Annotated in this window: 25 protein-coding genes; 15 read left to right on the forward strand and 10 right to left on the reverse strand. The window is 68.0% G+C overall.

The features are described 5' to 3' along the window. Window positions 1-4: 4 nt before the first annotated feature. Together cydB and GA0116996_RS14055 are read left to right on the forward strand one after the other, a co-directional pair. Window positions 5-1,012, forward strand: coding sequence for a cytochrome d ubiquinol oxidase subunit II (gene cydB / locus GA0116996_RS14050; protein ID WP_092312452.1), 1,008 nt, complete (start codon window positions 5-7; stop codon window positions 1,010-1,012). After that, complete coding sequence (locus tag GA0116996_RS14055; RefSeq protein WP_092312455.1) at window positions 1,012-1,167, forward strand: DUF2474 domain-containing protein; 156 nt, start codon at window positions 1,012-1,014, stop codon at window positions 1,165-1,167. The genes cydB and GA0116996_RS14055 overlap by 1 nt, the downstream gene beginning before the upstream one ends. A 25-nt stretch (window positions 1,168-1,192) precedes the next feature. Here the strand turns inward: GA0116996_RS14055 and GA0116996_RS14060 are convergent, their stop codons facing one another. From GA0116996_RS14060 to GA0116996_RS14080, 5 genes are all read right to left on the reverse strand, one after another. Continuing rightward, on the reverse strand, window positions 1,193-1,957 hold the full coding sequence (locus GA0116996_RS14060) for a fumarylacetoacetate hydrolase family protein (RefSeq protein ID WP_092312458.1): 765 nt from the start codon (window positions 1,955-1,957) through the stop codon (window positions 1,193-1,195). 76 nt (window positions 1,958-2,033) lie between these two features. Further along, window positions 2,034-3,482, reverse strand: a complete 1,449-nt coding sequence (locus tag GA0116996_RS14065) for an MFS transporter (RefSeq protein WP_092312461.1) — start codon at window positions 3,480-3,482, stop codon at window positions 2,034-2,036. Between the two features lie 109 nt (window positions 3,483-3,591). After that, the gene (locus GA0116996_RS14070; protein WP_092312464.1) at window positions 3,592-5,118 is read right to left on the reverse strand and encodes an amidase family protein; all 1,527 of its coding nucleotides are present in this window, start codon (window positions 5,116-5,118) and stop codon (window positions 3,592-3,594) included. A 90-nt stretch (window positions 5,119-5,208) separates the two neighbouring features. Further along, window positions 5,209-6,513 (reverse strand): MFS transporter, encoded by a 1,305-nt coding sequence (locus tag GA0116996_RS14075; RefSeq protein ID WP_092312467.1) that lies wholly within the window; start codon window positions 6,511-6,513, stop codon window positions 5,209-5,211. A gap of 114 nt (window positions 6,514-6,627) precedes the next feature. After that, a complete protein-coding gene (locus tag GA0116996_RS14080) occupies window positions 6,628-7,848 on the reverse strand; it encodes a pyridoxal-phosphate-dependent aminotransferase family protein (RefSeq protein WP_092312470.1) in 1,221 nt (406 codons plus the stop codon). Window positions 7,849-8,039: 191 nt separating this feature from the next. Here GA0116996_RS14080 and GA0116996_RS14085 point away from each other — a divergent pair, with 191 nt between their 5' ends. The 8 genes from GA0116996_RS14085 to GA0116996_RS14120 all read left to right on the forward strand — a co-directional run bounded on the left by GA0116996_RS14085 (window position 8,040) and on the right by GA0116996_RS14120 (window position 17,194). After that, window positions 8,040-8,765, forward strand: a complete 726-nt coding sequence (locus tag GA0116996_RS14085; protein WP_092312473.1) for a GntR family transcriptional regulator — start codon at window positions 8,040-8,042, stop codon at window positions 8,763-8,765. Between the two features lie 179 nt (window positions 8,766-8,944). Beyond that, on the forward strand, window positions 8,945-10,999 hold the full coding sequence (locus GA0116996_RS14090) for a LamG-like jellyroll fold domain-containing protein (protein ID WP_092312476.1): 2,055 nt from the start codon (window positions 8,945-8,947) through the stop codon (window positions 10,997-10,999). A gap of 98 nt (window positions 11,000-11,097) precedes the next feature. Further along, window positions 11,098-11,331, forward strand: a complete 234-nt coding sequence (locus GA0116996_RS14095) for a hypothetical protein (RefSeq protein WP_092312479.1) — start codon at window positions 11,098-11,100, stop codon at window positions 11,329-11,331. A gap of 50 nt (window positions 11,332-11,381) precedes the next feature. Continuing rightward, the gene (locus GA0116996_RS14100; protein ID WP_092312482.1) at window positions 11,382-13,538 is read left to right on the forward strand and encodes a phosphocholine-specific phospholipase C; all 2,157 of its coding nucleotides are present in this window, start codon (window positions 11,382-11,384) and stop codon (window positions 13,536-13,538) included. A 157-nt stretch (window positions 13,539-13,695) separates the two neighbouring features. Continuing rightward, window positions 13,696-14,580, forward strand: a complete 885-nt coding sequence (locus GA0116996_RS14105; protein ID WP_092312485.1) for a LysR substrate-binding domain-containing protein — start codon at window positions 13,696-13,698, stop codon at window positions 14,578-14,580. Window positions 14,581-14,720: 140 nt separating this feature from the next. Next, window positions 14,721-15,422, forward strand: a complete 702-nt coding sequence (locus GA0116996_RS14110) for an HAD family hydrolase (protein WP_092312488.1) — start codon at window positions 14,721-14,723, stop codon at window positions 15,420-15,422. A gap of 3 nt (window positions 15,423-15,425) precedes the next feature. Then, entirely contained in the window at window positions 15,426-16,445 is a 1,020-nt protein-coding gene (locus tag GA0116996_RS14115; RefSeq protein ID WP_092312491.1) for a M14 family zinc carboxypeptidase, read from the forward strand. After that, on the forward strand, window positions 16,442-17,194 hold the full coding sequence (locus GA0116996_RS14120; RefSeq protein ID WP_092312494.1) for an alpha/beta fold hydrolase: 753 nt from the start codon (window positions 16,442-16,444) through the stop codon (window positions 17,192-17,194). The genes GA0116996_RS14115 and GA0116996_RS14120 overlap by 4 nt, the downstream gene beginning before the upstream one ends. Here GA0116996_RS14120 and GA0116996_RS14125 read toward each other — a convergent pair. The 4 genes from GA0116996_RS14125 to GA0116996_RS14140 all read right to left on the reverse strand — a co-directional run bounded on the left by GA0116996_RS14125 (window position 17,180) and on the right by GA0116996_RS14140 (window position 20,217). After that, window positions 17,180-17,767, reverse strand: coding sequence for a TetR/AcrR family transcriptional regulator (locus tag GA0116996_RS14125; protein ID WP_092312497.1), 588 nt, complete (start codon window positions 17,765-17,767; stop codon window positions 17,180-17,182). The genes GA0116996_RS14120 and GA0116996_RS14125 overlap by 15 nt on opposite strands. 208 nt (window positions 17,768-17,975) lie before the next feature. Next, a complete protein-coding gene (locus GA0116996_RS14130; RefSeq protein ID WP_092312500.1) occupies window positions 17,976-18,596 on the reverse strand; it encodes a copper resistance protein CopQ in 621 nt (206 codons plus the stop codon). 396 nt (window positions 18,597-18,992) lie between these two features. Then, window positions 18,993-19,559: a TetR/AcrR family transcriptional regulator gene (locus GA0116996_RS14135; protein WP_092312504.1), complete on the reverse strand. Its 567-nt coding sequence runs from the start codon at window positions 19,557-19,559 to the stop codon at window positions 18,993-18,995. A 271-nt stretch (window positions 19,560-19,830) separates the two neighbouring features. Beyond that, window positions 19,831-20,217 carry a hypothetical protein gene (locus tag GA0116996_RS14140; RefSeq protein ID WP_092312507.1) on the reverse strand — a complete coding sequence of 129 codons (387 nt, stop codon included), beginning with the start codon at window positions 20,215-20,217 and terminating at the stop codon, window positions 19,831-19,833. Between the two features lie 337 nt (window positions 20,218-20,554). On the opposite strand from GA0116996_RS14140, the gene GA0116996_RS14145 reads away from it, so the two are divergent. The 5 genes from GA0116996_RS14145 (at window position 20,555) to GA0116996_RS14165 (ending at window position 23,515) form a co-directional block, all read left to right on the forward strand. Next, a complete protein-coding gene (locus tag GA0116996_RS14145; RefSeq protein WP_092312510.1) occupies window positions 20,555-21,499 on the forward strand; it encodes an alpha/beta fold hydrolase in 945 nt (314 codons plus the stop codon). Window positions 21,500-21,644: 145 nt separating this feature from the next. Further along, on the forward strand, window positions 21,645-21,929 hold the full coding sequence (locus GA0116996_RS14150; protein ID WP_092312513.1) for a hypothetical protein: 285 nt from the start codon (window positions 21,645-21,647) through the stop codon (window positions 21,927-21,929). A 121-nt stretch (window positions 21,930-22,050) separates the two neighbouring features. Next, window positions 22,051-22,743, forward strand: coding sequence for an alpha/beta hydrolase (locus GA0116996_RS14155; RefSeq protein WP_092312516.1), 693 nt, complete (start codon window positions 22,051-22,053; stop codon window positions 22,741-22,743). Window positions 22,744-22,800: 57 nt separating this feature from the next. Further along, complete coding sequence (locus GA0116996_RS14160) at window positions 22,801-23,169, forward strand: hypothetical protein (RefSeq protein WP_092312519.1); 369 nt, start codon at window positions 22,801-22,803, stop codon at window positions 23,167-23,169. Between the two features lie 100 nt (window positions 23,170-23,269). Then, the gene (locus tag GA0116996_RS14165; protein ID WP_092312522.1) at window positions 23,270-23,515 is read left to right on the forward strand and encodes a hypothetical protein; all 246 of its coding nucleotides are present in this window, start codon (window positions 23,270-23,272) and stop codon (window positions 23,513-23,515) included. Window positions 23,516-23,663: 148 nt separating this feature from the next. Here the strand turns inward: GA0116996_RS14165 and GA0116996_RS14170 are convergent, their stop codons facing one another. Continuing rightward, complete coding sequence (locus GA0116996_RS14170; RefSeq protein ID WP_092312525.1) at window positions 23,664-24,791, reverse strand: AGE family epimerase/isomerase; 1,128 nt, start codon at window positions 24,789-24,791, stop codon at window positions 23,664-23,666. Window positions 24,792-24,889 lie beyond the last annotated feature (98 nt).

Below are 24,889 nucleotides of genomic sequence, written 5' to 3' on the forward strand. Positions count from 1 at the left end.
CACCATGGGCATCGATCTCTCGCTTCTCTGGATCGTCATCATCTTCTTCGGCGTGATGATGTACGTGGTGATGGACGGCTTCGACCTGGGCATCGGCATGCTGTACCCGTTCGTGCCCGACCGGCATGACCGCGACGTGATGATGAATACCGTCGCACCGGTCTGGGACGGCAACGAGACCTGGCTGGTGCTGGGCGGCGCCGGGCTTCTGGCGGCGTTCCCGCTGGCGTATTCGGTGGTGCTGAGCGCGCTCTACCTGCCGCTGATGCTGATGCTGCTGGGCCTGATTTTCCGCGGCGTGGCGTTCGAGTTCCGCTTCAAGGCCAATGACCGCGAACGCCCGGTGTGGGACGCCGCCTTTATCCTCGGCTCGGCCACGGCGACCTTCTTCCAGGGCGTGGCGCTCGGCGCCTATATCGACGGCATCAAGCTCGAAGGCCACCGTTTTGCCGGCGGCCCGCTCGACTGGCTGGCGCCGTTCCCGCTGTTCTGCGGCGTGGGGCTGATCGTGGCCTACGCCGTGCTGGGCAGCACCTGGCTGATCATGAAGACCGAGGGCGACCTGCAGCAGCGCATGATCCGCCTGACCGGCACGCTGGCATGGCTGCTGCTGGCGGTGATCGCCGTGATCAGCCTGTGGACGCCGCTGACCCATCCCGAGATTGCGGATCGCTGGTTCAGCCTGCCCAACCTGTTCTGGTTCTCGCCGGTGCCGATCCTGGTGGCGCTGTGCATGTTCATGCTGATGCGCGCGCTGCGCCGCGAGCCCGATATCTCGCCCTTCCTGTATGCGCTGGGGCTGGTGTTCCTGGGCTACAGCGGCCTGGCGATCAGCGTCTGGCCCAATATCATCCCGCCCGGGATCTCGATCTGGGAAGCCGCGGGACCGCCGCAAAGCCAGGGCTTTGCGCTGGTGGGAGCGCTCTTCATCGTGCCCTTCATCCTGATGTACACGGTGTGGGCCTACTACGTGTTCCGCGGCAAGGTCCGCCACGGCGAGGGCTATCACTGATGAGCGCGCCGCATACCGAAAGCGGCACCCGCACCGGCACCTGGCTGCGCCGCGTCGGCTGGCTGGTGCTGATCTGGGCCGCGAGCGTGGCGGCGCTAGGCGTGGCCGCGTGGGTGCTGCGGCTGATCATGCGGGGCGTGGGCTTCCACAGCTGACGCCCCGCGCACCGGTGCGTGGGCCTCAGAGCTGGACCGAGGCCTCGCCCACACCATCGAACGCCACCGTCACCAGGTCGCCCGCTGACGCATCGAGGATGCCGACCCAGGTGCCAGTGGTGACCACCGTGCCGGCTTCGACGCACACCCCGTCGCGCGTGGCATGGCGCAGCCACGCAACCAGTCCATAGGCCGGATCGCCCAGCGCGTGGGTGCCGCGGCGCTCGAAAGTCTGCGCGCCGATCTGCACCACGCAGCGCTGGCTGGCCCAGTCGCGCGCGGCATAGTCGCGCCACGCCCCCAGTACCAATGCGCCATGCGCCTGCAGATCCGCCAGCTTCAGCAAGGCGGGTGCCTGCACGTACTGCTGCCAGCGCGAATCGACGATCTCGATGGACACCGCCATCGCCTCGACCAGTGCCGCTGCGTCGGCATAGTCAAGGCTGGCCGCTTGCGCCGCGTCCACGCCCTGCCCCAGCCGCAGCGCGATCTCCGCCTCGATGCCGCGCCATGTAAAGGGCCAGTCGCCGGCATGCGCCGGGCTGTTCCAGACCCCGGCCGCCGGCAGACGCGCATGGGTCAGCGTGGCGTCGCGCGAGGGCCCGCCAGATTTCCAGTACGCGGCGCCGGGCTCTTGCCAGCCCAGCGACTGCGCGACGATGCCTTGCACCGCGTAGGCCTGCCCGGCGTTGTCGAGCGCCGTGGCGAATGCTTGCGCATCGGCGCAGCGGTGTTCGCGCCGCGCGCTGAGCAGGGCCTGGGCGACGCGGTCGATATCGGTGGTTGTCATGACTCGGGTGATTCCTTGTGGATCAAGAATATTGCCTGGCAAGCCGCGCCCGCACGCTGGCGGGCGCACCCAGGCTTCAGGAAGCGCTGGCGTTGGCCGTTTCGCCGCGGACCTCGCGCTGGCCTTCGGCGTCATCGTCGGTCTCGCCCATGGCGCGGCCGAAGGTCTCGGGCGCAAACTGCACGGCCAGCGCAAAGACGCCATACATGGCCGCCAGCATGCTGAACATGCCGCCGACGCCGTAGGTCTCGAACACGCGCCCGCTGACCAGCGGCGTCAGCGCCCCCGCCAGCGTGCCAAGCGCCAGGATCAGCGAGGTGCCGAAGGCGCGCACATGGGTAGGATACTGTTCCGGCGCAAAGATCCAGATCGAGGTATTCAGCAACACCACGCAGAACGTAAAGGCCGCGCCGAACAACAGCACCAGCGCAACGTTATACGTCAGGAAGCCGAAGCACAGCCCCGCTGCGCAGGCCAGGCCCGCGCCGACGGTCAGCACCCGCTTGCGCGGGATGTGATAACCGCAGTACGACGCCGCCAGCGCGCCGAACAGGCTGCCGCTCTGCATCACCATGGTGAAGAGAAAGCTCTTGGAGATGGTATAGCCCTGCGCCATCAGGATGGTCGGCATCAGCGTCAGCACCGAGATCTGCGCCCCGTAGGTCATCGCCACCGCAATGCCCAGCGCGATGGTGCGCCGTCCCAGCCGGCCCTTGAAGATATCGCTCAGCCGCACTTTGGCGCGCGGTGCCTCGTCCTGCACCGCCCCCTTGATATAGGGCGTGGGCTCGCCCTCGAGCTTGCCCAGCCGCCCCGATGCCAGCACCGACAGCACGCGGTTGGCCTCGTCCACGCGGCCCTTGGACAGCAGGAAGCGCGGCGTCTCCGGGATAAAGCGCCGATAGAAGATGACGAAGAACGCCGGCAGCACCAGGCAGGCAAAGAGCCAGCGCCAGCTGTCCGGTCCCGGGAACATGGCGAAGACCGCCAGGCCGAACGCCGGCGCCAGCATATTGCCGAGGCCGCCGCTGCCGACGCTGACCAGGCCCACCGCCGTGCCGCGGAAGCGGGTCGAGCACAGCTCCGCCAGCATGGTCACGGCGATCGAGATCTCGCCGCCCAGGCCGATGCCGACGATAAAGCGGCCCGCCGCCAGCACCCAGTAATTCGGCGCCAGCGCGCAGATGATGGCGCCCAGCGTGAACAGCAGCAGGTTGGCGCTCAGCATCGCGCGCCGGCCGTAGCGGTCGGCGATATAGCCCGAGCCGATGCGCCCGAGCGCGGCGGCGCTGAACGTCAGCGTGTTGAGAAAGCCGATTTCCGCCACCGAAATCCCCCACTGCTCGCGCAGCATGGGACCGATCAGGCCGACGGCGTTCTGCTCGAACACATCGAACATCACGCCCAGCATGATCATGAAGATGATCTTCTTGTGCGAGGCGGTCACCCCGATGCCGTCCATGGCCCGGTCCAGCTCCTGCTGCTGGGGGGAATTCGGCGATTGAACTACAGTTTCTGCGCCCATCTTTGTCTCCTCCTCGTCTAGAGGTCGCCGCGGTGTGTCCGCGAGCGGGGTGCCGCCGTGAGCGGCGGGCATTTGTCGAGCAGCGATAAAACTTCGTTCCGGCGCGCCGTTACTCCAGGGCGGGCGTCGAGTGCGGCGGCCGCCGCGCGAGCAAGGCCTGCTCGGCCGCGAACGCCAGGCGCAGCAGCACCGGCTCCGTGAAGGGCAGGCCGAAGAATTCCAGCCCCACCGGCACGCCTTGCGGCGCATTGCGCTCCGGCGCGGAAAACCCGGCCGGGATGACGATGGCGGGGAAGCCGGTGGCCGACGCGAGCACGCCGTTGCGCTCGGCCTGGATCTCGCCGACCGGCACCACCAGCCGCCGCTGGTGCGGAAACACCAGCGCGTCAAGGCGATGCCGCGCCATCAGGTCCCGCAGCCATTGGCGCAGGGTGTGCTGGCGCTGCATGCGCTCGCGGTATTCGGCCTGCTGGTCGTTCAGCGTGACCGCGGTGGCCAGCGTTCCGGCCACGCTGGGATGCACGCCGCCCGCGGCGATGACGTCTTGCATGGACCGCACCGGCACGCCGGGGGGCAACTGCGACAGGTAGGCGTCGAGATCGCGCGCCATCTCGTAGTGGTGCACCAGCGTGGAAGCCAGCAGTTCGTCGGGGCTGATCGCGTCTTCGATGTCGACCAGCCCGGCGCCCTGCGCGGCGATGACGGCCAGCGCCTGCTGCATCACGGCGTTGACCGGTCGATGCAGGTCCTGGGCGCCGAAGAAACTGCGCAGCACGCCGATGCGCGCGCCCCTGAGTCCGTCGCGGTCGAGGCTCGCCGCATAGCTCGCCGGGACATGGCCGGCAGCTTCGCTGGTGACCGGATCGGCTGGGTCATAACCGGCGATGACATCGAGCATCAGCGCGGTATCGGCAACGGTGCGCGTGATCGGGCCGATGGTGTCCTGTGTCAGCCCGCACGGGACCAGTCCGGCCCGGCTGATCAGTCCCATGGTGGGGCGCAACCCGACCAGGCAGTTGGCAGAGGCTGGCGAGCGGATCGAATTGACGCCGTCGGTGCCGATCCCGAGCACGCCGAAGCTCGCGGCGATGCCGGCGGCGGTGCCGCCGCTGGACCCGCCCGGCGTGCGCGCCAGGTCATAGGGATTCAGCGTCTGGCCGCCCAGCGTGCTGACGGTCTCGCCACCGGACGCAAGCTCGTGCAGGTTGGTCTTGGCCAGCACCACCGCCCCCGCCTCGCGCAGCCTGCGGATGACGAAGGCATCGTTGCTGGACTGGTTGCCGCGCAGGCATTCGGCGCCCGCCGTGGTGGCCATGCCGGCGCATTCGATGTTGTCCTTGACCAGCACCGGGACGCCCTGCAGCGGCGCCAGCGCCTGCGAGGGATTGCGCGCAGCGACGGCGTCGATGCGGTCCGCTTCTTCCAGCGCCTGCGGATGGACCTGAAGGATGCTGCGCAGCGCTGGGCCGCGCTGGTCATAGGCGGCGATGCGGTCCAGGCAGCGGCTGGCCAGTTGGCGCGCCGTCAGCGTGCCGTCCCGCATCGCGGCATGCGCGCCGGCAACGGTGGCTTCCACCACGCTGAACGGCGCGTGCTGGCCCGGGCCGTGCGGCACCGGTTGGTACGAGGTTTTCATGAGGGGATTTCCATGCGCCGGCACGGGCGCGTAGGGTTGGTGGGAGTGCGGCGGGGCCGCGGCAAGTGGCCGCGGCCTCGCCTTGCCCGGCTATCGGTTGACCAGCCTGGCGGGGATGGTCCAGATCGCGAAGGCGCCGAGGACCAGCATGCCGGCGATCATGTAGTAGGCGCTGTTGCCGCTCTGGGTCACGTCGCGCAGGTAGCCGATCATGTAGCCGCTGGTGAACCCGGCCAGGTTGCCGATCGAATTGCTCATGGCGATGGCCGTGGCCGCCGCCGCGCCGCTGAGGAATGCCGTCGGCAGGGACCAGAACAGCGGTGTGCAGGTCAGGATGCCGGCGGCGGCGATCGACAGGAACACCAGCGACAGCGCGGTGTTGTGCATCACCCATGGCAGCGCCAGGAAGCCGATCGCGCCCATCATGCAAGGGATGATCAGGTGCCAGCGCCGTTCGCGGTGCTTGTCGGCGCTACGGCCGAAGAAATACATCGCGACAATGGCGGCCATGTATGGAATCGCGCTCAGCAGGCCGATATTGAGCGGGTCGCTGACGCCGGTCGACTTGATGAAGGTCGGCAGCCACAGCGTGATGCCGTACTGGCCCGTGACATAGCAGAAGCAGATCAGGCTGATCAGCCAGACGCGCGGATCGGTGAACACCTTGCCGACGCGGGCCTGCGGGTCCGCCGCCTTGACGTCCTCCGCCTTGGCCTGCTCGAGCACGCGCTTCTCGTCGCTGGTGAGCCACTTGGCCTTGGCGATGGAGTTGTCGAGGTAGTAGAAGCAGAAGGCACCCAGCAGCACCGCCGGCACCGCCTCGATGATGAACATCCATTGCCAGCCGCCCCACCCTCCGACGCCGGCCATGCTGCCCATCAGGAAGCCGGACAGCGGATTGCCGATGATGCCGGACAGCGGCGAGCCCATGCAATAGATGGCCATGATCTTGGCGCGCCGGTGCGACGGATACCAGCACGACAGGTAGTACACGATGCCGGGCGTAAAGCCCGCCTCCGCCAGGCCCAGCAGGAAGCGCAGCGTGTAGAACTGGGCTGGCGTCTCCACGAAGGCAAAGCCCGCGGACAGTATCCCCCACGTGATCATGATCCGGCCGATCCATACCTTGGCGCCGAACTTGTGCAATGCCAGGTTGCTCGGCACTTCGAACAGGAAGTAGCCGATAAAGAAAATCCCGGCGCCCAGCCCATAGACGGTTTCGCTGAAGCCCAGTTGCTGCGACATCTGTAGCTTGGCAAAACCTACGTTGACGCGGTCGAGATAGGCGATCAGGAAGCAGACCATCAGGAATGGCACCAGCCTCCAGCTCACCTTGCGATAGGTCGCATCCTCGAACGTCCTGATCTTTGTTCCCGCCTGCAGGGTCGTATCCACAGCGTCTCCTCTGTATTTTTGTCAGGTACGGCAGTGCTGCGCTGATCCGTTGCGATCAGTTTCCGGCCAGGGCGGCGCACGCGCCTGCCCCGGTGCCGGATGGAAAGGGCTGCGTCAGGCGGCAGCCTTGAGCGACAGCGGCACGGTATGCGCGGCGAGATAGTCCATGGCGGCAACGGTGCCGCTGGCGGCGACCGGCACGCCCGAGATCTTCAGCCCCATCTCGCAGCCCGCCAGCGTGGCCATCAGCGTGAGGTCGTTGCAGTCGCCCAGATGGCCGATGCGGAACATGCGGCCCCTGACCTTGCCCAGGCCGGCACCCAGCGACATGTTGAAGCGCTCGTAGATATGCCGGCGCACCACGTCCGCGTCGACGCCGTCGGGCATCATCACGCCGGTCAGCACCGGGCTGTACACCGCCGGATCCGCGCACTGGATCTCCAGGCCCCAGGCCCTGACCGCGCGGCGGCAGGCCTCGGCCAGGCGCTGGTGGCGGGCAAAGACGTTGTCCAGCCCTTCCTCCAGGATCATGTCGAGCGCTTCCGACAGCCCGTACAGCAGGTTGGTGCTGGGGGTGTAGGGCCAGTAGCCGGTCCGGTTCATCTCGATGATTTCATTCCAGCCCCAGAAGCTGCGCGGCAGCCGGGCCGAGCGCGAGGCTTCGATGGCCTTGGGCGACACCGCGTTGAAGCTGATGCCCGGCGGCAGCATCAGGCCCTTCTGCGAGCCCGACACGGTCACGTCGACGCCCCACTCGTCGTGGCGATAGTCGGCGGAGGCCAGCCCGGAGATGGTGTCGACCAGCAGCAGCGCCGGGTGCCCCGCCGCATCGATGGCGCGGCGCACCGCGGCGATATCGGAGGTCACGCCGGTCGAGGTTTCGTTGTGCACCACGCATACGGCCTTGATGGCATGCGTGGCATCGGCGCGCAGGCGGGCCTCGATCATGTCGGCCTGCACCCCGTTGCGCCAGCCTTCGACGCCCGGCAGGCCGAGGAACTCAGGGCGGATGCCCAGGTTCTCGGCCATCTTCTTCCACAGCGTGGCGAAGTGGCCGGTTTCGAACATCAGCACGGTGTCGCCGGGGCTCAGCGTGTTCGACAAGGCGGCTTCCCACGCGCCGGTGCCCGAGGCGGGATAGATCACCACCGGGTGTTCGGTCTTGAAGATTTTCTTGATGCCGTCCAGCACCTTCAGGCCCAGCGCGCCGAATTCCGGGCCGCGATGGTCGATGGTCGGATAGCTGATGGCGCGCAGGATGCGGTCCGGCACCGGGCTGGGACCGGGGATTTGCAGGAAGTGGCGGCCGGCGGGATGAAAGTTGAGATTCAGCATGGAACTCCTCCGTTTGAGTTTTGAATGCAAAATACTCTATCAAAGGAGCGGCAAAAAAACAGGGGCAACCAGCGCCTTTTTAGCTAGCGTTTACCCGGCAAAACCCCGTGAAACTGGGGTTTACGATCAATCTGGCGTTCCTGTTAAGCGGCTGCTAAACTTGCATTCAATCTGTCCACCGGACGAATTGAATGCAAATCCAGACCGATTCCAACCCCGACCTGCCGCGCCAGCTGCCTCCGGTGGAACGCCAGCGCCTGCACGACACCGTGGTCACGCATCTGCGCACCCTGATCATCGAGGGCGCGCTGGAGCCGGGGCGCAAGCTCAACGAGCGCGAGTTGTCCGAGACCCTGGGCATCTCCCGCACGCCGCTGCGCGAAGCGCTGAAGGTGCTGGCGGCCGAAGGGCTGATCGAGATCTCGCCCAACCGCGGCGCCAGCGTCGCGCGCCTGTCCGCGACGGAAATCCGCGATACCTTCGAGCTGTTGAGCAACCTGGAGGCGTTTTCCGGCGAACTGGCGTGCGAGCGCATCACCGCCGTGGAGCTGGCCGAGCTCAAGGCCCTGCACTACGCGATGCTGGCATGCCGCGCCCACGAAGACCTGCCGGGCTATTACCGCCTGAACCACCAGATCCATGACCGCATCAACCTGGCGGCCCGCAATGCGGCGCTGCGCCAGACTTACCTGGCGGTGAACCGGCGGCTGCAGGCGCTGCGCTTTCGCTCCAACTACCGCAAGCCCAAATGGGACAGCGCCATCCACGACCATGAGGAGATGCTGGCGGCACTCGAAGCCCGCGACGGCAAGCGCATGGCCGAGATCCTGCGCCAGCACCTGCTCGACAAGCGCGACGCCGTGCTGTTGATGCAGGCGGGCGTGGGCGGCGAAGCCGGCGGCACGCCGCAGGCCTAGCCCGCGCTCGCCAGGTCCCCGCCTCAAGAATCCGAATAGCCCCATCAGCATTCTTTGCCCCGCTGTCACCACGGTGACAACCCCGCTTCTTACTCTGCGAGCGCATTGCGGCACACGCAATCCGCCGCGCGGCCATTGCCGCCGGCGCACAACAACGCAGATGAACAGGGGAATGAACGATGGCAGGGAACCTTGCACCGGGCTGGCTGGCGGGGATGGGGCGCGCGCGCGCGCTGGCCGGCACCGTCGCAATCATGCTGGCCGCGACGCTGGCAGGCTGCGGCGGCGGCGACGGCGCGCCGTCCGGCGCGCCCAACGATACCGACACCAGCAAGCCCGCGCCGGAGCCTGACCGCGCCAGCGGCCCGCGCGTGCTGCTGGTCGGCGTCGACGGCGCCACCTATGCACAGGTGCAAGGCGCGGTGCTGCGGCGCGAACTGCCCAACCTGGCCAGCCTGAACCTGGTGCCGACCGCCACCGGCGGCATGCCCGGCACCATCACCGCCCAGCCCCCGCTCGACGCACCCAGCTGGGCCACGGTGCTGACCGGCGCCTGGGCCAACCGCCATGGCATCGGCGACGACACCGGCAGCACCGCGCTGCGCGCGCCGACCGTGTTCCACTACCTGCGCGCAGCCGGCAAACCCGGCGGGCAGCAAGGCGCCGTGGTCAGTGCGCCGGCACTGCCGGTGCTGCTCAAGACGGACCAGGATGCAGGCGTGCTCGATACGCTGGTCGATTGCGCGGGCGTCGACCGTTGCGTCACGCAGAATGCCGTGCGCCAGGTGCAGTCCGGCTATGGCGTGGTGTTCGCGCAGTACAGCGCCCCGGCGCAGGCCGCGCAAGCCGGCGGCTTCGGCAACGGCGCCTATGCCGCCGCGCTCGGCGAGACCGACCAGGCGCTGGGCGAACTGCTGGCCGCCGTGGCCGCGCGCCGCCAGGCGCAGCCGGGCGAGGACTGGCTGGTGCTGGTCACCACCAGCCACGGCCTGGATGCCACCGGCGCCACCACCACGGTGCCGACGGTGGAGAACCGTACTGCGTTCCTCGCCACCAACAAAACCCTGAACGGCGCCCTGGCCCGGCCCGGCGCCGCGGCCCCCGACACTCCGGCGGACCTGTCCGCGCTGCCGACCGAGGCCGATATCGTCCCGACCGTGCTGGCCCACGCCGGTGTCGCGCTTGACCCCGCGGCAACGCGCCTCGACGGCTCCGCGCTGACCACCGCCACCGCCGGCGTGCGCGCCATCGGCGCCAGCATCGGCCAGTACAACGACGCCATCACGCTGACCTGGCAGAACCCGAGCCCGGCTTACGGCGTCACGCGCGTGCTGCGTGACGGCGTGCAGATCGCCGCGCTGGGACCCGAGGTACGGACCTTCACCGACAAGGCCTTCGACATGCCCACGGGCCTGTATCAGTTCAACTACACGCTGGTGCGCAACGACGTGCCGGTGTCGTACCTGGCGCAGATCCACTATGTCAAACCCGTGACGCTGATGCCGTCGCTGCTCACTGGCCTGGCGTCGTATTTCAGCCTGGACAGCAAGCCGTTCGCCGACGCGAAGAACGCGGCCACGCTGGGCCCGTGGGTGGCAAGCCTTGACGGCGGCACGCTCGGCGCCGACAACTTCGGCGGCCAGTCGCTGCAGCTGGACTCGCGCATCGACAGTTACCAGCTCAGGCACAACGCGGCCGATATCGCGCAAAGCCCGCAGTTCACCATCGGCCTCTGGTTCCGCACCGACTGCACCCAGGGCAACAGCACCGGCGAGCCGATCCTGTCGAACAAGAACTACATCTCGGGCGGCAATGCCGGCATTGCCATCGCCTTGTTCGGCAGCTGCGAGATCCGTTTCAACCTGGGCAGCGGCAGCGGCAAGCGCGACGACATCAATGGCATGAAGGTATCGGCCAACCAGTGGGCCTATCTGGCGCTGTCGGTCGACGCGGCGGCGAAGCGCTTCAGCGCCTACGTCATCGACCCGGTGCTCGGCCTGCAGAAGACCGAGAACAAGGCGATCGCCAATACCGACGTGACCCGACTCGCCGGCCTCGGCACCGGCTGGGGCGTCAACGACGACGCCACCCACAACTACGTCGGCAACAACCCCGGCGCGCTCAAGGGCGTGATGGGCCTGAACGACCTGGCAATGTGGACGCGCGTGCTGACGCTCGACGAGCTGAAGGCCATCACCGGCGCACGCCAGCCCCTGTCGACGCTGAATCCCTGAACCCGAGCATCCGGCGGCGCACCCGTTCCCCGGGGGAACGGGTGCCGGCCGGCCTTCACCCTCCCCGCACCCCGATCCCCCTGCAGGAGATTGACACCATGACCTTTCGACCTTCCACCCTGGCCCGGCCGCACTGGCTGGCCGCCTTGCTGCTGAGCGCGGCGCTCGCCGGCTGCGGCGGCGACTCTGGCGAGGGCGCCAGCGGCACTCCCTCCGCGGCGCCGACCACGCCCGGCGCGCCGGGCACCGGCGGCAACCCCGGCCAGGGGAACGGCAGCGACCGGCCTGGCGAGACCCCGGCGGTCAAGCCGCAGCTGCGCTGCGCGCCCTGAACCCGGCCCGGCCTGTCTACCCTCCCCGCAACCATCCGGCACCGAATCCCATGAACCCCCAAAGCAGACGCAACTTCCTCAAGCTCGCCGGCGGCAGCGCCGCCGCCACCGCCGCGCTGGCGGCCTTTCCGCCGTCGATCCGCCGCGCGCTGGCGATCCCGGCCAACAACGCCACCGGCACCATCCGCGATGTCGAGCACGTGGTCATCCTGATGCAGGAGAACCGCTCGTTCGACAACTACTTCGGCACCCTGCGCGGCGTGCGCGGCTTTGGCGACCGCTTCCCGATCCCGCTGGCGGGCGGCCTGAACGTCTGGCAGCAGACCTATACCAACGGCAGCACCACCCGCACCGTGCTGCCCTACCACCTCGACAGCAGCGCCGGCAATGCGCAGCGCGTCAGCGGCACCCCGCACTCGTATCCCGACGCGCAGAACGCCTGGGACCTGGGCCGCATGAACAAGTGGCCCACCTACAAGCAGACCCAGTCGATGGGCTTCTACACCGAGGCCGAACTGGATTTCCAGGTGGCGCTGGCCAATGCCTTCACGCTGTGCGACGCCTATCACTGCAGCTTCCATGGCGGCACCAACCCCAACCGCCTGTTCCACTGGACCGGCACCAACGATCCGGCCGGCGCCTTTGGCGGCCCGGTGATCGACAACAGCGGCGACTCGTTCACCGGCTCGGCCGCGCCCTACACCTGGAAGACCTACCCGGAGCGCCTGGAAACCGCCGGCGTGAGCTGGAAGGTCTACCAGAACATGCCGGACAACTTTACCGACAACCCACTCGCGGGCTTCAAGCAGTACCGCGATGCCAACGCCGCGCGCGGCAACCAGGCCAACGGCAGCCCCTATCCGCCGTACACCAGCGCCGACGACGCGGTCAGCCCGCTGCTCAAGGGCGTGTCCAACACCATGCCTGACGGCGGCTTCCTGCAGGCGCTGCGCGACGACGTCGCCGCCGGCAAGCTGCCGCAGGTGTCGTGGATCGTGGCGCCGGCCACGTACTCGGAGCACCCCGGGCCGTCCAGCCCGGTGCAGGGCGCCTGGTACACGCAGGAAGTGCTCGACGCACTGACCGCCAATCCCGCGGTCTGGAGCAAGACCGTGCTGCTGATCAACTTCGACGAGAACGACGGCTATTTCGACCACCTGCCGCCGCCGTGCGCGCCGGCCTATGACGGCGACACGCTGGCTGGCGCCACCACGCTCGACCCGGAACAGCTCAAGCCCGAATACCACGTCGACAAGCGTCCCTACGGCCCCGGCCCGCGCGTGCCGATGTACGTGGTCTCGCCCTGGAGCCGCGGCGGCTGGGTCAACTCGCAGGTGTTCGACCACACCTCCGTGCTGCGCTTCCTGGAAGCGCGCTTCGGCGTGGCCGAACCCAATATCAGCGGCTTCCGCCGCGCGGTAGCGGGCGACCTGATCTCCGCCTTCAACTTCGTCAGTCCCAACACCAACCCCCTGCCGCAACTGCCCAGCCGCGACAAGGCCAGCGCCGACGCCATCCGCACCGCGCAGGGCGTGCTGCCGCAGGTGCCGCTGCCGCCGGCCGGCAGCCAGCAGATGCCGCAGCAGGACCCCGGCACGCGCCCGTCGCGCGCCCTGCCCTATGAACTGCACGTCAGCGCGCGCGAAGACGCCCGCGACCAGCGCGCGGTGTGGCTGCTGTTCAGCAACACCGGCACGGCGGCGGCGGTGTTCCACGTCTACGACCGCCTGCACCTGGACCGCGTGCCGCGCCGCTATATGGTCGAGCCGGGCAAGGAGTTGCATGGCAGCTGGGACGTCTTTGCCAGCGACGGCGGCAAGTACGACCTGTGGGTGCTGGGCCCGAACGGCTTCCACCGCGCCTTCCGCGGCGACGTGGCGGCGGTGACCGCGGCAGGAGCCAGCGCGCCGGAGATCCGCGTCTGCTATGACATCGCCAACGCCGCGGTGTACGTGGACATGATCAATACCGGCAGCGCCCCCTGCACCTTCACCGTCCAGGCCAACGCCTACCGCACCGACGGCCCGTGGACCTACGAAGTGCCCGCCGGCATGCAGCTGCAGCAGCACTGGCCGGTGGCGCGCCAGGGCAACTGGTACGACTTCACCGTCACCACCGCGCAAGGCGGCTTTACGCGCCGCTTTGCCGGGCGCATCGAAACCGGCAAGGACGGCGTGTCCGACCCGGCGATGGGCGCGGCCGGCTGACGCAACCCGTCGACCCGGCGCCACGCCAGTCCCGCCCCGGCCGGTCCCAAGCGGACCGGCCCGGGCGGGCGTAGCCGTTTTGTCATATTGGGCCGCTAGACTGCGCGGTCGTCCGGCCCGGTCCGGACCCTTTCCCCAAAACTCCGCGCGGACGACCATGCTAGGCGACTTGCTGATGACCTTTTTCGAAGTGGCGCGCCAGGGCAGCATCACCATGGCGGCGCGGCAGTTGCGCGTGAGCCAGCCCACGGTCACGGGGCGCATCCGCCAGCTGGAGGAAACCTACGGCGTGGAGCTGTTCCATCGCCGCGCCAGCCGCGTCGACCTGAGCGATGTGGGCGTGGCCCTGATGCCGGTGGTCGAGCAACTGATGCAGCAGGAAGGCAATGCCGACTACCTGCTGCGCAACGCCGGCAACCTGCGCTTTGGCAACCTGCGCATCGGCGCGACCGGCCCGTACTACATCCTGCGCGCGGTGGCGGCGTTCCGGCAACGCTACCCGGCGATCGACGTGAGCCTGGATATCGGCAACTCGCAGCAGATGCTCGAAGCGCTGTTCGAATACCGCATCGACGCGGCGGTGTCCTCGCATCCGGTGGACGATGACCGTCTGGCCTGCATCCGGCTGGCGAGCGACCCGATGGTGCTGGTGGTCCATCCCGACCATGCGCTGGCACGGCTTGCGCAGATCGAGCTGCCGCAGTTGCACGGCTATCACCTGCTGGTGCGCGAGCACGGCTCGATGACACGCAAGACAATCGAAACCGCGCTGGCAGCATGCGGGCTAGAGCTGCCGCCGCACACCGTAATCGGCAGCCGCGAGGCCATCTACGAGGCGATCCGCCAGGGCCTGGGCGCCAGCGTGGTGCCGCTGGGCGAGGTGCCGCGCGACCCGCTGCTGCGCGTGGTGCCGTTTGCGTCGGGGGCGCCGGTGCTGCACGAATACCTGTATTGCCTGCAGAGCCGGCGGCAGACCCGGCTGGTCGGCGCCTTCCTGGACTGCGTGGCGCTGGACGAGCCTGCCGCGGCCCAGGCCGCCTGACCCGACGTATGCTGGTGAAAACGACGGGGTATGCCGCGATGCAGGCGCCGATGCCGGCATCGGAAAACTTCGGTCCTTCATCACCGCGCGGTCACCGCGCCGCGCCAAGCTTGGCGGTTTCGCCTACGGAGCCCTCCCGCATGCCTGCCGCACCCCGCCTCGCCCTGTTCGACCTGGACCACACCCTGCTGCCGCTGGACAGCGAGTACGAATGGGCGCGCTACCTGGTCGCCGTCGGCGGCGCCGACGCGGCCGAGATCGACGCGCACAACGCGCGCTGGCTGGCCGCCTACCAGGCCGGGCGCCTCGACTTCGCCGCCCATGCGCGCTTTGCGCTGGGCCTGCTGGCACGCCATCCGCGCCAGCGCCTGACGCAATGGCGCGCGGACTTCATGCGCGACGTGATCGTGCCCGCGATCCCGCCCGCCACGCGCAACCTGCTGGCGCGCCATCTCGGCGCCGGCGACCTGTGCTGCATCGTGACCGCCACCTGCCGCTTCATCACCGAGCCGATCGCGCGCGAACTGGGCGTGCCGCACCTGCTGGCGGTGGAGGCCGAGCACGACGTGCACGGCGAATTCACCGGCGCGCTGGCCGGGGTGCCCGCCTATGGACCGGGCAAGGTGCTGCGCGTGCTGGCCTGGCTCGATACGCTCGGCCTTGCGCACGCGGAACTGGCGCACGCCACGTTCTACAGCGACTCGCGCAACGACCTGCCACTGCTGGAAAGCGTCGGCCACCCCGTCGCCGTCAATCCCGACCCGACCCTGCGCGACGCAGCCGGGGCGCGCGGCTGGCCGGTCATGCAGCTGTTCGCGGCGGCAGGCGTGCCGGCCGCCTGACCCATGCACCCGCGCGCCGACTTCCCGGAATATGACCAGTTGCTGACCTTGCTGGATGCCGGCAGCCACGTGCTCGATACCCAGGTGGTGTGCGAGACCACCGTCCAAGGCCACCGCTTCGGCGTGCATGTCGCCACGCTCGGCAGCCGCGACCCGGGTGCGCCGGCCATCGGCATCTTCGGCGGCATTCACGGGCTGGAGCGCATCGGCACCCAACTGGTGCTGGATTATCTGCGCTCGGTGCTGTCCCGCCTGGCCTGGGACGAACTGCTGCACCGCGAGCTGCAATCGGTGCGGCTGGTGTTCATGCCCATCGTCAATCCCGGCGGCATGTGGGCCGGCACGCGCGCCAACCCCAACGGCGTCGACCTGATGCGCAACGGCCCGCAGGATGCCGACGCGCGCGTACCCTTCCTGGCCGGCGGCCAGCGCCTCGGCGCCTGGCTGCCGTGGTACCGCGGCGCGGCCGGCGCGCCGATGGAGATCGAAAGCAGCGCCCTGCTGCGCGTGGTCCGGCAGGAACTGCTGCCGCGTCCGCTCAGCTTTGCGGTGGACTGCCATTCCGGCTACGGCTGGCGCGACAGCATCTGGTTCCCGTACGCGCGCACGCGCCGGCCGATGCCGCACCTGGCCGAGATGTACCTGCTCAAGACCTTGTTCGAGCAGGCCCACCCGCACCATGGCTATACCTTCGAGCCGCAGAGCCACCAGTACCTGCTGCACGGCGACCTGTGGGACCATGCCTATGACCTGGCCCCGCGCGGCAACCTGTTCCTGCCGATGACGCTGGAGCTGGGCTCGTGGCTGTGGATCAAGAAAAACCCGCGCCAGCTGTTCTCGCGCGAGGGCATCTTCAACCCGATCAAGGCGCACCGCACCGCGCGCGTGCTGCGCCGGCACGTCAGCCTGTTCGACTTTCTCGGCCGTATCGCCTTTGCGTCGGACCGCTGGCTGCCCCGCGGCGCGCAGCGCGACGAACTGCTGCAGCAGGCGCGCGCGCACTGGCACACGGAGCCGCCATGAGCCGATGGGTGTTCTTGCGGGGACTGACGCGCGAATCGCGCCACTGGGGAACGCTGCCGGCGCGCTGGGAGGCAGCCGGGCTGGGACGCCCGCTGTTGCCTGACCTGCCCGGCAATGGCGCGCTGTCGGCACAGCCAGCGCCGTGGAGCGTGCGCGACATGGTGACGGCGGTGCGGCGCCAGCTGACCGCCGCCGGCGTGCCGGGACCGTATCGCGTGCTGGCCATGTCGCTTGGGGCGATGGCCGCGACCGAGTGGGCCAGTACGCATCCGGAAGAAGTGAGCGGCCTGGTGCTGGTCAACACCAGCATGCGACCCTTCTGCACGCCGGCGCAACGCCTGCGTCCGCGCAACTGGGGCAGCCTGCTGCGCGTGGCGCAGCGCTGGCGCGATCGCGCGTATTGCGAGCGGACCATCCACGCCATCACCTGCGCGCGCACCGACACGCTCGCCAGCGACCTTGCGCAGTGGCAGGCCATCGCGGCGGACGCACCGGTCAGCCGGCAGGCCGCGCTGGCGCAATTGCTGGCCGCCGCGCGCTACCGGGCGCCGGCCGAGCCGCCGCGCTGCCCGGTATTGCTGCTGGCCTCGGCGGCGGACCGGCTGGTCAACCCGGCCTGTTCGGCGCGCATCGCGCAGGCCTGGGACGTGCCCTTGCTGACGCACCACTGGGCCGGCCATGACCTGCCGCACGACGACCCGCAATGGGTATGCGATGCGGTCGCACGCGCCGGATCACGCTTCGGCTAGCGCCTCTTCTACCGGCATGGCGCTGACCAGCAGCGCTGCCGCGGCATCGACGCGCTCCCACGTACCGAACAGCCGCGCGCTGATCAGACCATTCTGCAGCGCACCGAATATCACCTGCGCCAGCTGTTGCGGCGGCAGCGAAAACGGCGCCGCGCCCCGGGCGCCGGCCTGCTCGAGCAGGCGCGCCAGCCATTGCTCGTTAAGGCGGGTGAAGTCCTGCATCGCGGCGCGCACGGTGTCAGGCATGGCCAGCACATCGGCCGACAGCATGCCGACCACGCAGGCCTGGTCGGTGCAGGCGCCGTCGCGCAGTGGCTGCAGGTATTGCCGCGCCTGCTCGGCGCACGGCAGGCTGGTATCGATGGCTTGCAGCCGCGCCCGCTTGCGCGCGCTGTATTCGCGCACCGCCTCGAGCACCAGGTCGTCCTTGGACGGGAAGTAATAGTGGATGCTCGAGGTCTTGACGCCGACCAGTTCGGCCAGGTCGCGGTAGCTGAAGCCGTTGAAGCCCCTGCGGCGGATCAGCACCAGCGCGTGTTCGACCAGTTGCTCGCGTACGGTTGGGGTATTCATGGCATCGACTCCTCGGCTTGCCGCCGGACCATTCAGGCCGGCAGCGTTTGTGCGATCAGCGTGATGAGGGACCCGCTTGCAAGGCAAAGTCCAACCCATCCGCCCAGGATCAGCGCAGTGTCACGCCAACGCATGATCGACTCCTGAAGCAGGGCCGCACCGTGGCGGCCCTGTGGTTTTCGGTGGCCGGCGCCAGGCCGGCCGGCTCTCAGGCGATGGCGCCGTCGGTGTAGGGATCGACCTTGCCAACGCGCGCACCGTCGGTGTACGGGTCGAAGCTGCGGGCCGGTTCGGCCGACACACCGCTGCGGTCCAGACCGGCTACCGTGCGGGCGCCGTCGGTGTACGGATCAGCCTTGCCGACGCGCGCACCGTCGGTGTACGGGTCGAAGCTGCGGGCCGGTTCGGCCGACACGCCGCTGCGATCCAGGCCGGCTACCGTGCGGGCGCCGTCGGTGTACGGATCAGCCTTGCCGACGCGGGCACCATCGGTGAACGGATCGACCTTGCCGCTGCGGTAGTTGTAGCCGTAGCTGTCGGCCGGCACCGTGGCTGCGAGCGTCCGCGCGCCGTCGGTGTACGGGTCAGGCTTGCCGACGCGTGCGCCTTCGGTGAACGGGTCGAACTTGCCGCTGCGCGCGCCTTCCGTGAACGGGTCGAACTTGCCGGTGCGGGCACCGTCGGTGAAGGCATCGGCGTTGCCGACGCGATAGCTGTAGCCGTACTTGTCGCCAGCGTTGGCGTTCACGCTGGCGGCCTGCGCGACACCGCCTGCGAGCGCGGCGGCAAGGGTGGCGGCGGTGATCAGGGTCTTGGCGGTCTTGGTCATGATGGGCTCCTGGGTGCGATGGTTCGGTATCGCGTCAATTCGGTATCAGTGGCTGTTGCAGTCTTTCTTCCGATTCCGCATCTATCAGTAGATAGATAACCGGTCTCAAAAAAATGACCGCTTCCGGTCGTGCAATGGGACCGCCGTGTGCCGCCTGGTCTTGCTTGTTGGTGGCGGTGCAGCGCTTCCATGGACTGGATACTATCTACTGCTAGGTAGAGAGTCAAGGAAAAACGTTTCTATGGGTGCGATAGTCATTCCCGATGAAGCGTTAAGTTCTTGTTTTTGAACCAGCTTTCTGGATCGGCGTGGCCATGCCGCAGGCAAATAAAAAAACCGCCATGCGGCTTGCGCCACACGGCGGCTTCAGACGCGCCACTGATATCGCGCGCAAATTCAACCGGATACGGCCGCCATCAGGGTGTCGGCGGCGGCTTCAACACGGTCCGACGTGCCGAACAGGCGTGCCGCGATCAGCCCGCTCTGCAGCGAGCCGAATACCACCTGTGCCAGCCGCGCCGGCGGTACCGGGAACGGCGTGCTGCGATAGGGCTGGGCCCGCTCCAGCAGCCCGGCCAGCCATTGCTCGTTCAGCAGGAAGAAGCCCTGCAGCATCTTGTGCACGGATTCTGGCAGGCACAGCGTCTCGGTCGACAGCATGCCGCACAGGCAGATCTGGTCCGAGCCGCAGCTCGCGCGGAATGGCGCGAGGTAGATGGCAGCCTGCTCGGTGACCGGCAGGCTGGTGTCGATGGCGTTGATGCGTTCGGCCAGGCGGGCGCTGTATTCCTTCACCGCTTCCTGGACCAGGTCTTCCTTGGTCGGAAAGTAATAGTGGATGCTGGAGGTCTTCACGCCCACGAGCTCCGCAAGGTCGCGGTAGCTGAAGCCGTTGAAGCCGCGCCGGCGGATCAGGATCAGGGTGTGCTCGAGCAATTGCTCGCGTACGGATTGGGTCTTCATGCAAGCAGTTTATCTACGCGAAGATAGACGCTCAAGTTGAAATGCCCCGGGGCTGGGGTAATTCCCTAGCCTCGGGGCACTGTGCACTACATGGGCGTTAGCCAGGCAGGACCTGCGCGGCGAAGGTAATCATCGAGCCACTCGTCACGCAAAGTACCAGCCATCCGCCAACTAACAGGATGCTGTCACGCAAACTCATGATGGACTCCATCGGACGGCGGCCACGGGCCGCCATCGTAAGTTGTGGGCCGCCGGCCGGTGCCGGCAGCAATCAGGCCAGGGCGCCGTCGGTATAGGGGTCAGCCTTGCCGACGCGCGCACCGTCCGTGTACGGGTCGAAGCTGCGGGCCGGCTCGGACGAGACGCCGGTGCGGTCCAGGCCCGCCACGGTGCGGAAGCCATCGGTGTACGGGTCGGTCTTGCCGACGCGTGCGCCTTCGGTGAACGGATCGAACTTGCCGCTGCGCGCGCCTTCCGTGAACGGGTCGAACTTGCCGGTGCGGGCACCGTCGGTAAAGGCATCGGCGTTGCCGACGCGGTAGCTGTAGCCGTACTTGTCGCCGGCGTTGTCCTGCACGCTGGCGGCCTGCGCCACACCGCCGACGAGCGCGGCGGCAAGGGTGGCGGCGGTAATCAGGGTCTTGGCGGTCTTGGTCATGATGGGCTCCTGGGTGCGATGGTTCGGGATCGCGTCAAATTCGATGTCGGTGGCTATTCGGCGGGTCGCTTTTCAGTCTCGCATCTACTAGTAGATAGATTGCCGGGCCTGAAAAAATGACCGCTCAGGTCATGCAATGGAATCGCCACATTTCCGTGCCTTCTTGCTTTCGTTGGCAGTGCAGCGGTGCCATGGACTGAATGCTATCTACTGATAGGTAGATAGTCAAGGAAAAAGATTTCTATCGAAGCGATAGCCGCCCCGCGCTAGCCATGGAAAAGCGCTTCGGAATGAACAATTCTTCACTTGCAGGGCCTGGGCTGCTAGCCTGAAGAAGATGAATCCTGACCCCCGCCCTCCTTCTCAAAGCGCGCGTCACCGCTGGCTGGCTGCGGCGGCAGGCTTAGCCGTGGCGGCCGGGGTCGCGCGACATCTACTGTTTCGTGCGCTGGAGCGCAAAGCCTTTGTCACGCCAACGGATGAGACAAGCCGCGCGGAACCACCCGACAATTCCGCCCCTAAGGTGCGGCACGCCACCTTCGCCAGCGGCGACCGCATCCTGCACGCGGCCTTCATGCCGGTGGCAGACCCCGAAGCCCCGGCCCTGATGGTGTGCCATGGCGACAACGAATGCCTGCCGGACTGGGCACCGGTGCAGGCGATGCTGGCCGATGCGGGCATCGCCTCGTACGTGTTCGATTACAGCGGCTATGGGCGCAGCACCGGACGGCCAAGCGTGCGTCGGCTGCGGCAGGATGCACGGGTTGCCTATGGGCAGTTCATCGCCGCCACGCCGCAATCGAAACGGCGCGTGGTGCTGGGACATTCGCTGGGCTCAGGCATCCTGCTCGATGTGGCGCGGCGTTTCGAGCCGCAGCCGGATGGCTATGTGATAGCCGCGGGCTTCAGCTCGGCGCGGCTGGCCGCGGTGCAGACCGGGCGCATCCCCGCATGGGCCGCGTGGCTGCTGCCCGATCCGTGGAACAACGCAGCGCGCGCGAGCAAGCTGGAACGGCCGCTGCTGGTAGTGCACAGCCGTGACGACGTGGTCATCGTGCCGCCCCACGCGGAACGCGTGGCAAGCGCTGCCAGGCATCTGCATGCGCTGGTCATGCACGAGGCCATGCCACACGATGCGGCCATATTGCCGGAGCATATCGACACCTTCTGGCCGCCGATCCTGCGCTTCATGCACGCGCAGGCGACGGGTCCGGAAGCGCCATCGCAGCAAGCGCGCGATGCCGGCCCCATCGATGGCCGATCACATGGCCGATTAATCTAACGTAGAGTCCCGCAAGCGGCAATCATCCTTGTGGGCGAGGCGCCACGGCCAAGTGCCCGAGGGACGCTTTCGCGAATTCTTGTCTATATTTGTCCTCATGGCGAAAGCCCGCAAACTCGCTGTTGACAGCACTGGAGGTACTGCCATGCGTTGGCTTGCAAACTTGTTCAGTCCGCCGACCCCGGAAAAAATCGCCGAAAGGGAACTGCAAGACATGAGGCTGACGCTATTCCAGGCCGAACGGCGCTTGCTCGAGGCACAGATGCAGGTCGCCTACTACCGCGACATGGTGGCCTTCCTGGAAGATGTCGCGGCCAGGGGCGTGGAAGACGTGGTCGACAAGCGCCGCGCCACACCGCCCGCCATGCCCGAGCTGCCGGCGCGCACGCCCGGCCTGACCACGGTGCCGATCGTTCCGTCCGCGGCCTGAAGCGGACCCCATGCCGCGGCGCGTGCCCCGGGCATGCGGCAAGGCAGGTCCGGACCTGTGCGATACTCGCGCTGCCTGACGCCCCCGTGGCGCAGGCAGACCACCCACAGGAACCGGCCCCATGAGCGAACTGCTGCCCGCGATCGAAATTGAAACCGCGCCCAATCCCGGCTGCGCCGTCATATGGATGCACGGACTGGGCGCCGATGGCGGCGACTTCGCCCCGGTAGTGCCCGAGTTGCGGCTGCCGGCCGCACCCGGCGTGCGCTTTATCTTCCCGCATGCCCCGGCGATACCGGTGACCTGCAATGGTGGCTATGTCATGCCGGCATGGTATGACATCGTTTCCCTCGATCAGGCAGGCCGGCGCGCCGACGAGGCCGGCATCCGCGCATCCTGCGAAGCCATTCGCGCGCTGATCGCACGAGAAAATGCGCGCGGCATCCCGAGCGGGCGCATCGTGCTGGCAGGCTTCTCGCAAGGCGGCGCCATCGCCTACACCGCCGGGCTGACCCACACGGAGCCGCTGGCCGGCATCGTTGCGCTCTCCACCTACATCCCCGCACCCTCGACGCTCGCCGCCGAAGCCAACCCGGCCAACGCCGCCACGCCGGTGTTCGCTGCCCATGGCACGCAGGACGACGTGGTGCCGCTGGCCATGGGCGTGGCCGCACGCGATTTCGTGCAGGCGCGGCCGAATCCGGTGACGTGGCACACCTATCCGATGGGCCATGCGGTCTGCCTGGAAGAGATTGCCGATATCGGCGCATGGCTGGCTTCGCGCTTTGCGCAAGCCGGCGCCACGCCCGCCTGATCGCCTTCGACATGACCACGACCGGCCCGCTGCGCCGGTCCGCACCCAGCTGCAAGCATGACCCTCGCCCCACCCCGCCGGATCGATTTCAATACCCGCAAGGCGCTGCTGTTCGCGCTGGCCGCGGAGCGCCTGTCGGCCTACTACGAACACCGCAAGTGGATGACCGACGCCCAGGGCGCCACGCTGGCGGGTGAATGGCTGTCGCGCTCGAAGCTGCGGTTGCCGCTGTCGGAACGGCGCCTGCTGTCCGAACTTAGCGACCAGTTTGCGCGGCAGCTCGCCGAGACCCTGTCGCGCGAAGCCGGCCTGTACGCCGCGCACGAAATGATGGAAGCGCTCGACCCGAACTACCAGTCCGCGTTCGCCTACGACATGCTCGAGGAATGCGAGCGGCTGCTGCACGAGCACGGCGTCACGGAATAAGGACGAAGCCGGCAAGTCGGCAGCGTTTGCAAAGGTTGACAATCGCCCGGCGCACGCGCGCTTAAACTGCGCGCACTGATGACGCCCCACTGTCCGTACCATGGAACGCAAGCACTGCCTGGCCTGGATTGCGCTGAGCATGATCGCAGCAGCCTTGCTGACGCTGCTGTGCCTGGTCCTGAACGACCACGCCGAAACCCAGGCGCAGAAGCGCGTCGAGCAAATGGCTGTCCGCGTCAAGCCGGCGGGCGCTGGCCTGATCCAGGCCAATGCCCCCTCACCTTCGTCGCAACGACCCCAGCCGGTCCGGCATCCCGAGCGGCTGCAGCAGGCCAGCGCGCGCTGAGCCAGCGCAGGCGCGCCCCGGCCCGCAACTTCAGAACGACGACCAGGTAGTTAAGAAGGATTGCGATGCAGGCCGGAGCGCGGGCTTGAGTGTAGACGCGCGCTCTCCCGGCGACTGCAAAGAATTGACAACGCCCCGGTCCGTGCGGTCATGCATCCTGTGCGGGCCATTGCAGCCCTGCCGCAGCAGCCAGCGCCTGGTAAGACGTCGCCAGGTGATAGGGCGAGGTCGACGGCATCTCGGCGCGCACCACGTCGCCCGTCGGCGCCACGCACTCATGCCAGCCTTGCGCAGACAGGAAACGGTTGCGGAACTGCGCGGCCCAGTCAGCCAGCGTGGCCAGCGACTGCGCCGAGCCTTCCACTGCCAGCGCGCGCGCGAACTCGGTCTGTGCCCAGATGCGTTCGGTGCCGTCGAGCTGAGCGCCATCCGCCTCCAGCGCCGCGCAGACACCCAGCGTGCCCGCCGCCACGCCGTGCCGCTGCGCGAACGCGAAAGCGCGGCGCAGGGCATCCGATAGCGGCAGATCGCCAAACAACGCCGGCCTGCCAGCCACCAGCGAGAACCATTCGAACTGGTGCCCCGGTTCGATGCGGTTGTCCGCGCTGCCTTGCGGCAGTTCCGCTACGCAGCCACTGGCGGAATCGACAAAGCGCTCGTGCACCGCCATCGCAATTTCGCGCAGCCGTTCCGCATACCACTCGTCGCCGGTGGCATCCAGCGCGGCCAGGTAGGCCTCGGTCAGGTGCATGATTGGGTTCTGCAGCACGCCCGCACCCTTGGGCCGGAAGTGCTCGGTCAGCGCGGCGTGGTACAGGCCCTGTCCGTCGGCGAAGCGGTCTTCGACGATATCGACGGTTTCATCGAGCACCTCCAGCGCATCCTCGTTGCCGAAGCGCGCGTAATACGCGGCGCAGGCGAAGATCACGAAGGCATGGGTGTAGAGGTCGCGGGTGCTGTCGAGCGGCGCACCGGCCGGGTCGACGCTGTAGATCCACCCGCCCTCGCCATTGCCGAAATAGGCCTGCAGCGAGCCGAACAGCGTATCGGCGTGCGCCTGCTGCCCTGCCAGCGAGAACACGTACAGCTGGCGCGCGCACGCCATGGCGCGATAGCGCGATGGCGGCAGCGGCGCGGCGCTGCCGCCGTCGAGCGCTTCAAAGGGCAGCAACAGGTCGGGATTCCAGCCGGAGGCGGTCCACAGCGGCAGCACGACGGTGTCGTAATGCGCCGTCAGTGCGGCAATCCGTTGGTTGAGCTCGGGCGAGAGAGGCATGTTCAGGCGACAAGATCCGGCGCGGCAGCTGCCGCAAAGGCCGTATCTTGCCATGGCGCGCCCGTAATGCCTCATGGCATTTACCGCTCACACTTGCT

This window comes from Cupriavidus alkaliphilus (genome assembly GCF_900094595.1).
GTDB classification, from domain to species: Bacteria; Pseudomonadota; Gammaproteobacteria; order Burkholderiales; family Burkholderiaceae; genus Cupriavidus; species Cupriavidus alkaliphilus.

What these genes read in the sequence shown, in the direction of transcription:
- cydB (WP_092312452.1), top strand. Translation starts at nt 5, where the DNA reads ATGGGCATCGATCTCTCGCTTCTCTGGATCGTCATCATCTTCTTCGGC.
- GA0116996_RS14055 (WP_092312455.1), top strand. Translation starts at nt 1,012, where the DNA reads ATGAGCGCGCCGCATACCGAAAGCGGCACCCGCACCGGCACCTGGCTG.
- GA0116996_RS14060 (WP_092312458.1), bottom strand. Translation starts at nt 1,957, where the DNA reads ATGACAACCACCGATATCGACCGCGTCGCCCAGGCCCTGCTCAGCGCG.
- GA0116996_RS14065 (WP_092312461.1), bottom strand. Translation starts at nt 3,482, where the DNA reads ATGGGCGCAGAAACTGTAGTTCAATCGCCGAATTCCCCCCAGCAGCAG.
- GA0116996_RS14070 (WP_092312464.1), bottom strand. Translation starts at nt 5,118, where the DNA reads ATGAAAACCTCGTACCAACCGGTGCCGCACGGCCCGGGCCAGCACGCG.
- GA0116996_RS14080 (WP_092312470.1), bottom strand. Translation starts at nt 7,848, where the DNA reads ATGCTGAATCTCAACTTTCATCCCGCCGGCCGCCACTTCCTGCAAATC.
- GA0116996_RS14085 (WP_092312473.1), top strand. Translation starts at nt 8,040, where the DNA reads ATGCAAATCCAGACCGATTCCAACCCCGACCTGCCGCGCCAGCTGCCT.
- GA0116996_RS14090 (WP_092312476.1), top strand. Translation starts at nt 8,945, where the DNA reads ATGGCAGGGAACCTTGCACCGGGCTGGCTGGCGGGGATGGGGCGCGCG.
- GA0116996_RS14095 (WP_092312479.1), top strand. Translation starts at nt 11,098, where the DNA reads ATGACCTTTCGACCTTCCACCCTGGCCCGGCCGCACTGGCTGGCCGCC.
- GA0116996_RS14100 (WP_092312482.1), top strand. Translation starts at nt 11,382, where the DNA reads ATGAACCCCCAAAGCAGACGCAACTTCCTCAAGCTCGCCGGCGGCAGC.
- GA0116996_RS14105 (WP_092312485.1), top strand. Translation starts at nt 13,696, where the DNA reads ATGCTAGGCGACTTGCTGATGACCTTTTTCGAAGTGGCGCGCCAGGGC.
- GA0116996_RS14110 (WP_092312488.1), top strand. Translation starts at nt 14,721, where the DNA reads ATGCCTGCCGCACCCCGCCTCGCCCTGTTCGACCTGGACCACACCCTG.
- GA0116996_RS14115 (WP_092312491.1), top strand. Translation starts at nt 15,426, where the DNA reads ATGCACCCGCGCGCCGACTTCCCGGAATATGACCAGTTGCTGACCTTG.
- GA0116996_RS14120 (WP_092312494.1), top strand. Translation starts at nt 16,442, where the DNA reads ATGAGCCGATGGGTGTTCTTGCGGGGACTGACGCGCGAATCGCGCCAC.
- GA0116996_RS14125 (WP_092312497.1), bottom strand. Translation starts at nt 17,767, where the DNA reads ATGAATACCCCAACCGTACGCGAGCAACTGGTCGAACACGCGCTGGTG.
- GA0116996_RS14130 (WP_092312500.1), bottom strand. Translation starts at nt 18,596, where the DNA reads ATGACCAAGACCGCCAAGACCCTGATCACCGCCGCCACCCTTGCCGCC.
- GA0116996_RS14135 (WP_092312504.1), bottom strand. Translation starts at nt 19,559, where the DNA reads ATGAAGACCCAATCCGTACGCGAGCAATTGCTCGAGCACACCCTGATC.
- GA0116996_RS14140 (WP_092312507.1), bottom strand. Translation starts at nt 20,217, where the DNA reads ATGACCAAGACCGCCAAGACCCTGATTACCGCCGCCACCCTTGCCGCC.
- GA0116996_RS14145 (WP_092312510.1), top strand. Translation starts at nt 20,555, where the DNA reads ATGAATCCTGACCCCCGCCCTCCTTCTCAAAGCGCGCGTCACCGCTGG.
- GA0116996_RS14150 (WP_092312513.1), top strand. Translation starts at nt 21,645, where the DNA reads ATGCGTTGGCTTGCAAACTTGTTCAGTCCGCCGACCCCGGAAAAAATC.
- GA0116996_RS14155 (WP_092312516.1), top strand. Translation starts at nt 22,051, where the DNA reads ATGAGCGAACTGCTGCCCGCGATCGAAATTGAAACCGCGCCCAATCCC.
- GA0116996_RS14160 (WP_092312519.1), top strand. Translation starts at nt 22,801, where the DNA reads ATGACCCTCGCCCCACCCCGCCGGATCGATTTCAATACCCGCAAGGCG.
- GA0116996_RS14165 (WP_092312522.1), top strand. Translation starts at nt 23,270, where the DNA reads ATGGAACGCAAGCACTGCCTGGCCTGGATTGCGCTGAGCATGATCGCA.
- GA0116996_RS14170 (WP_092312525.1), bottom strand. Translation starts at nt 24,791, where the DNA reads ATGCCTCTCTCGCCCGAGCTCAACCAACGGATTGCCGCACTGACGGCG.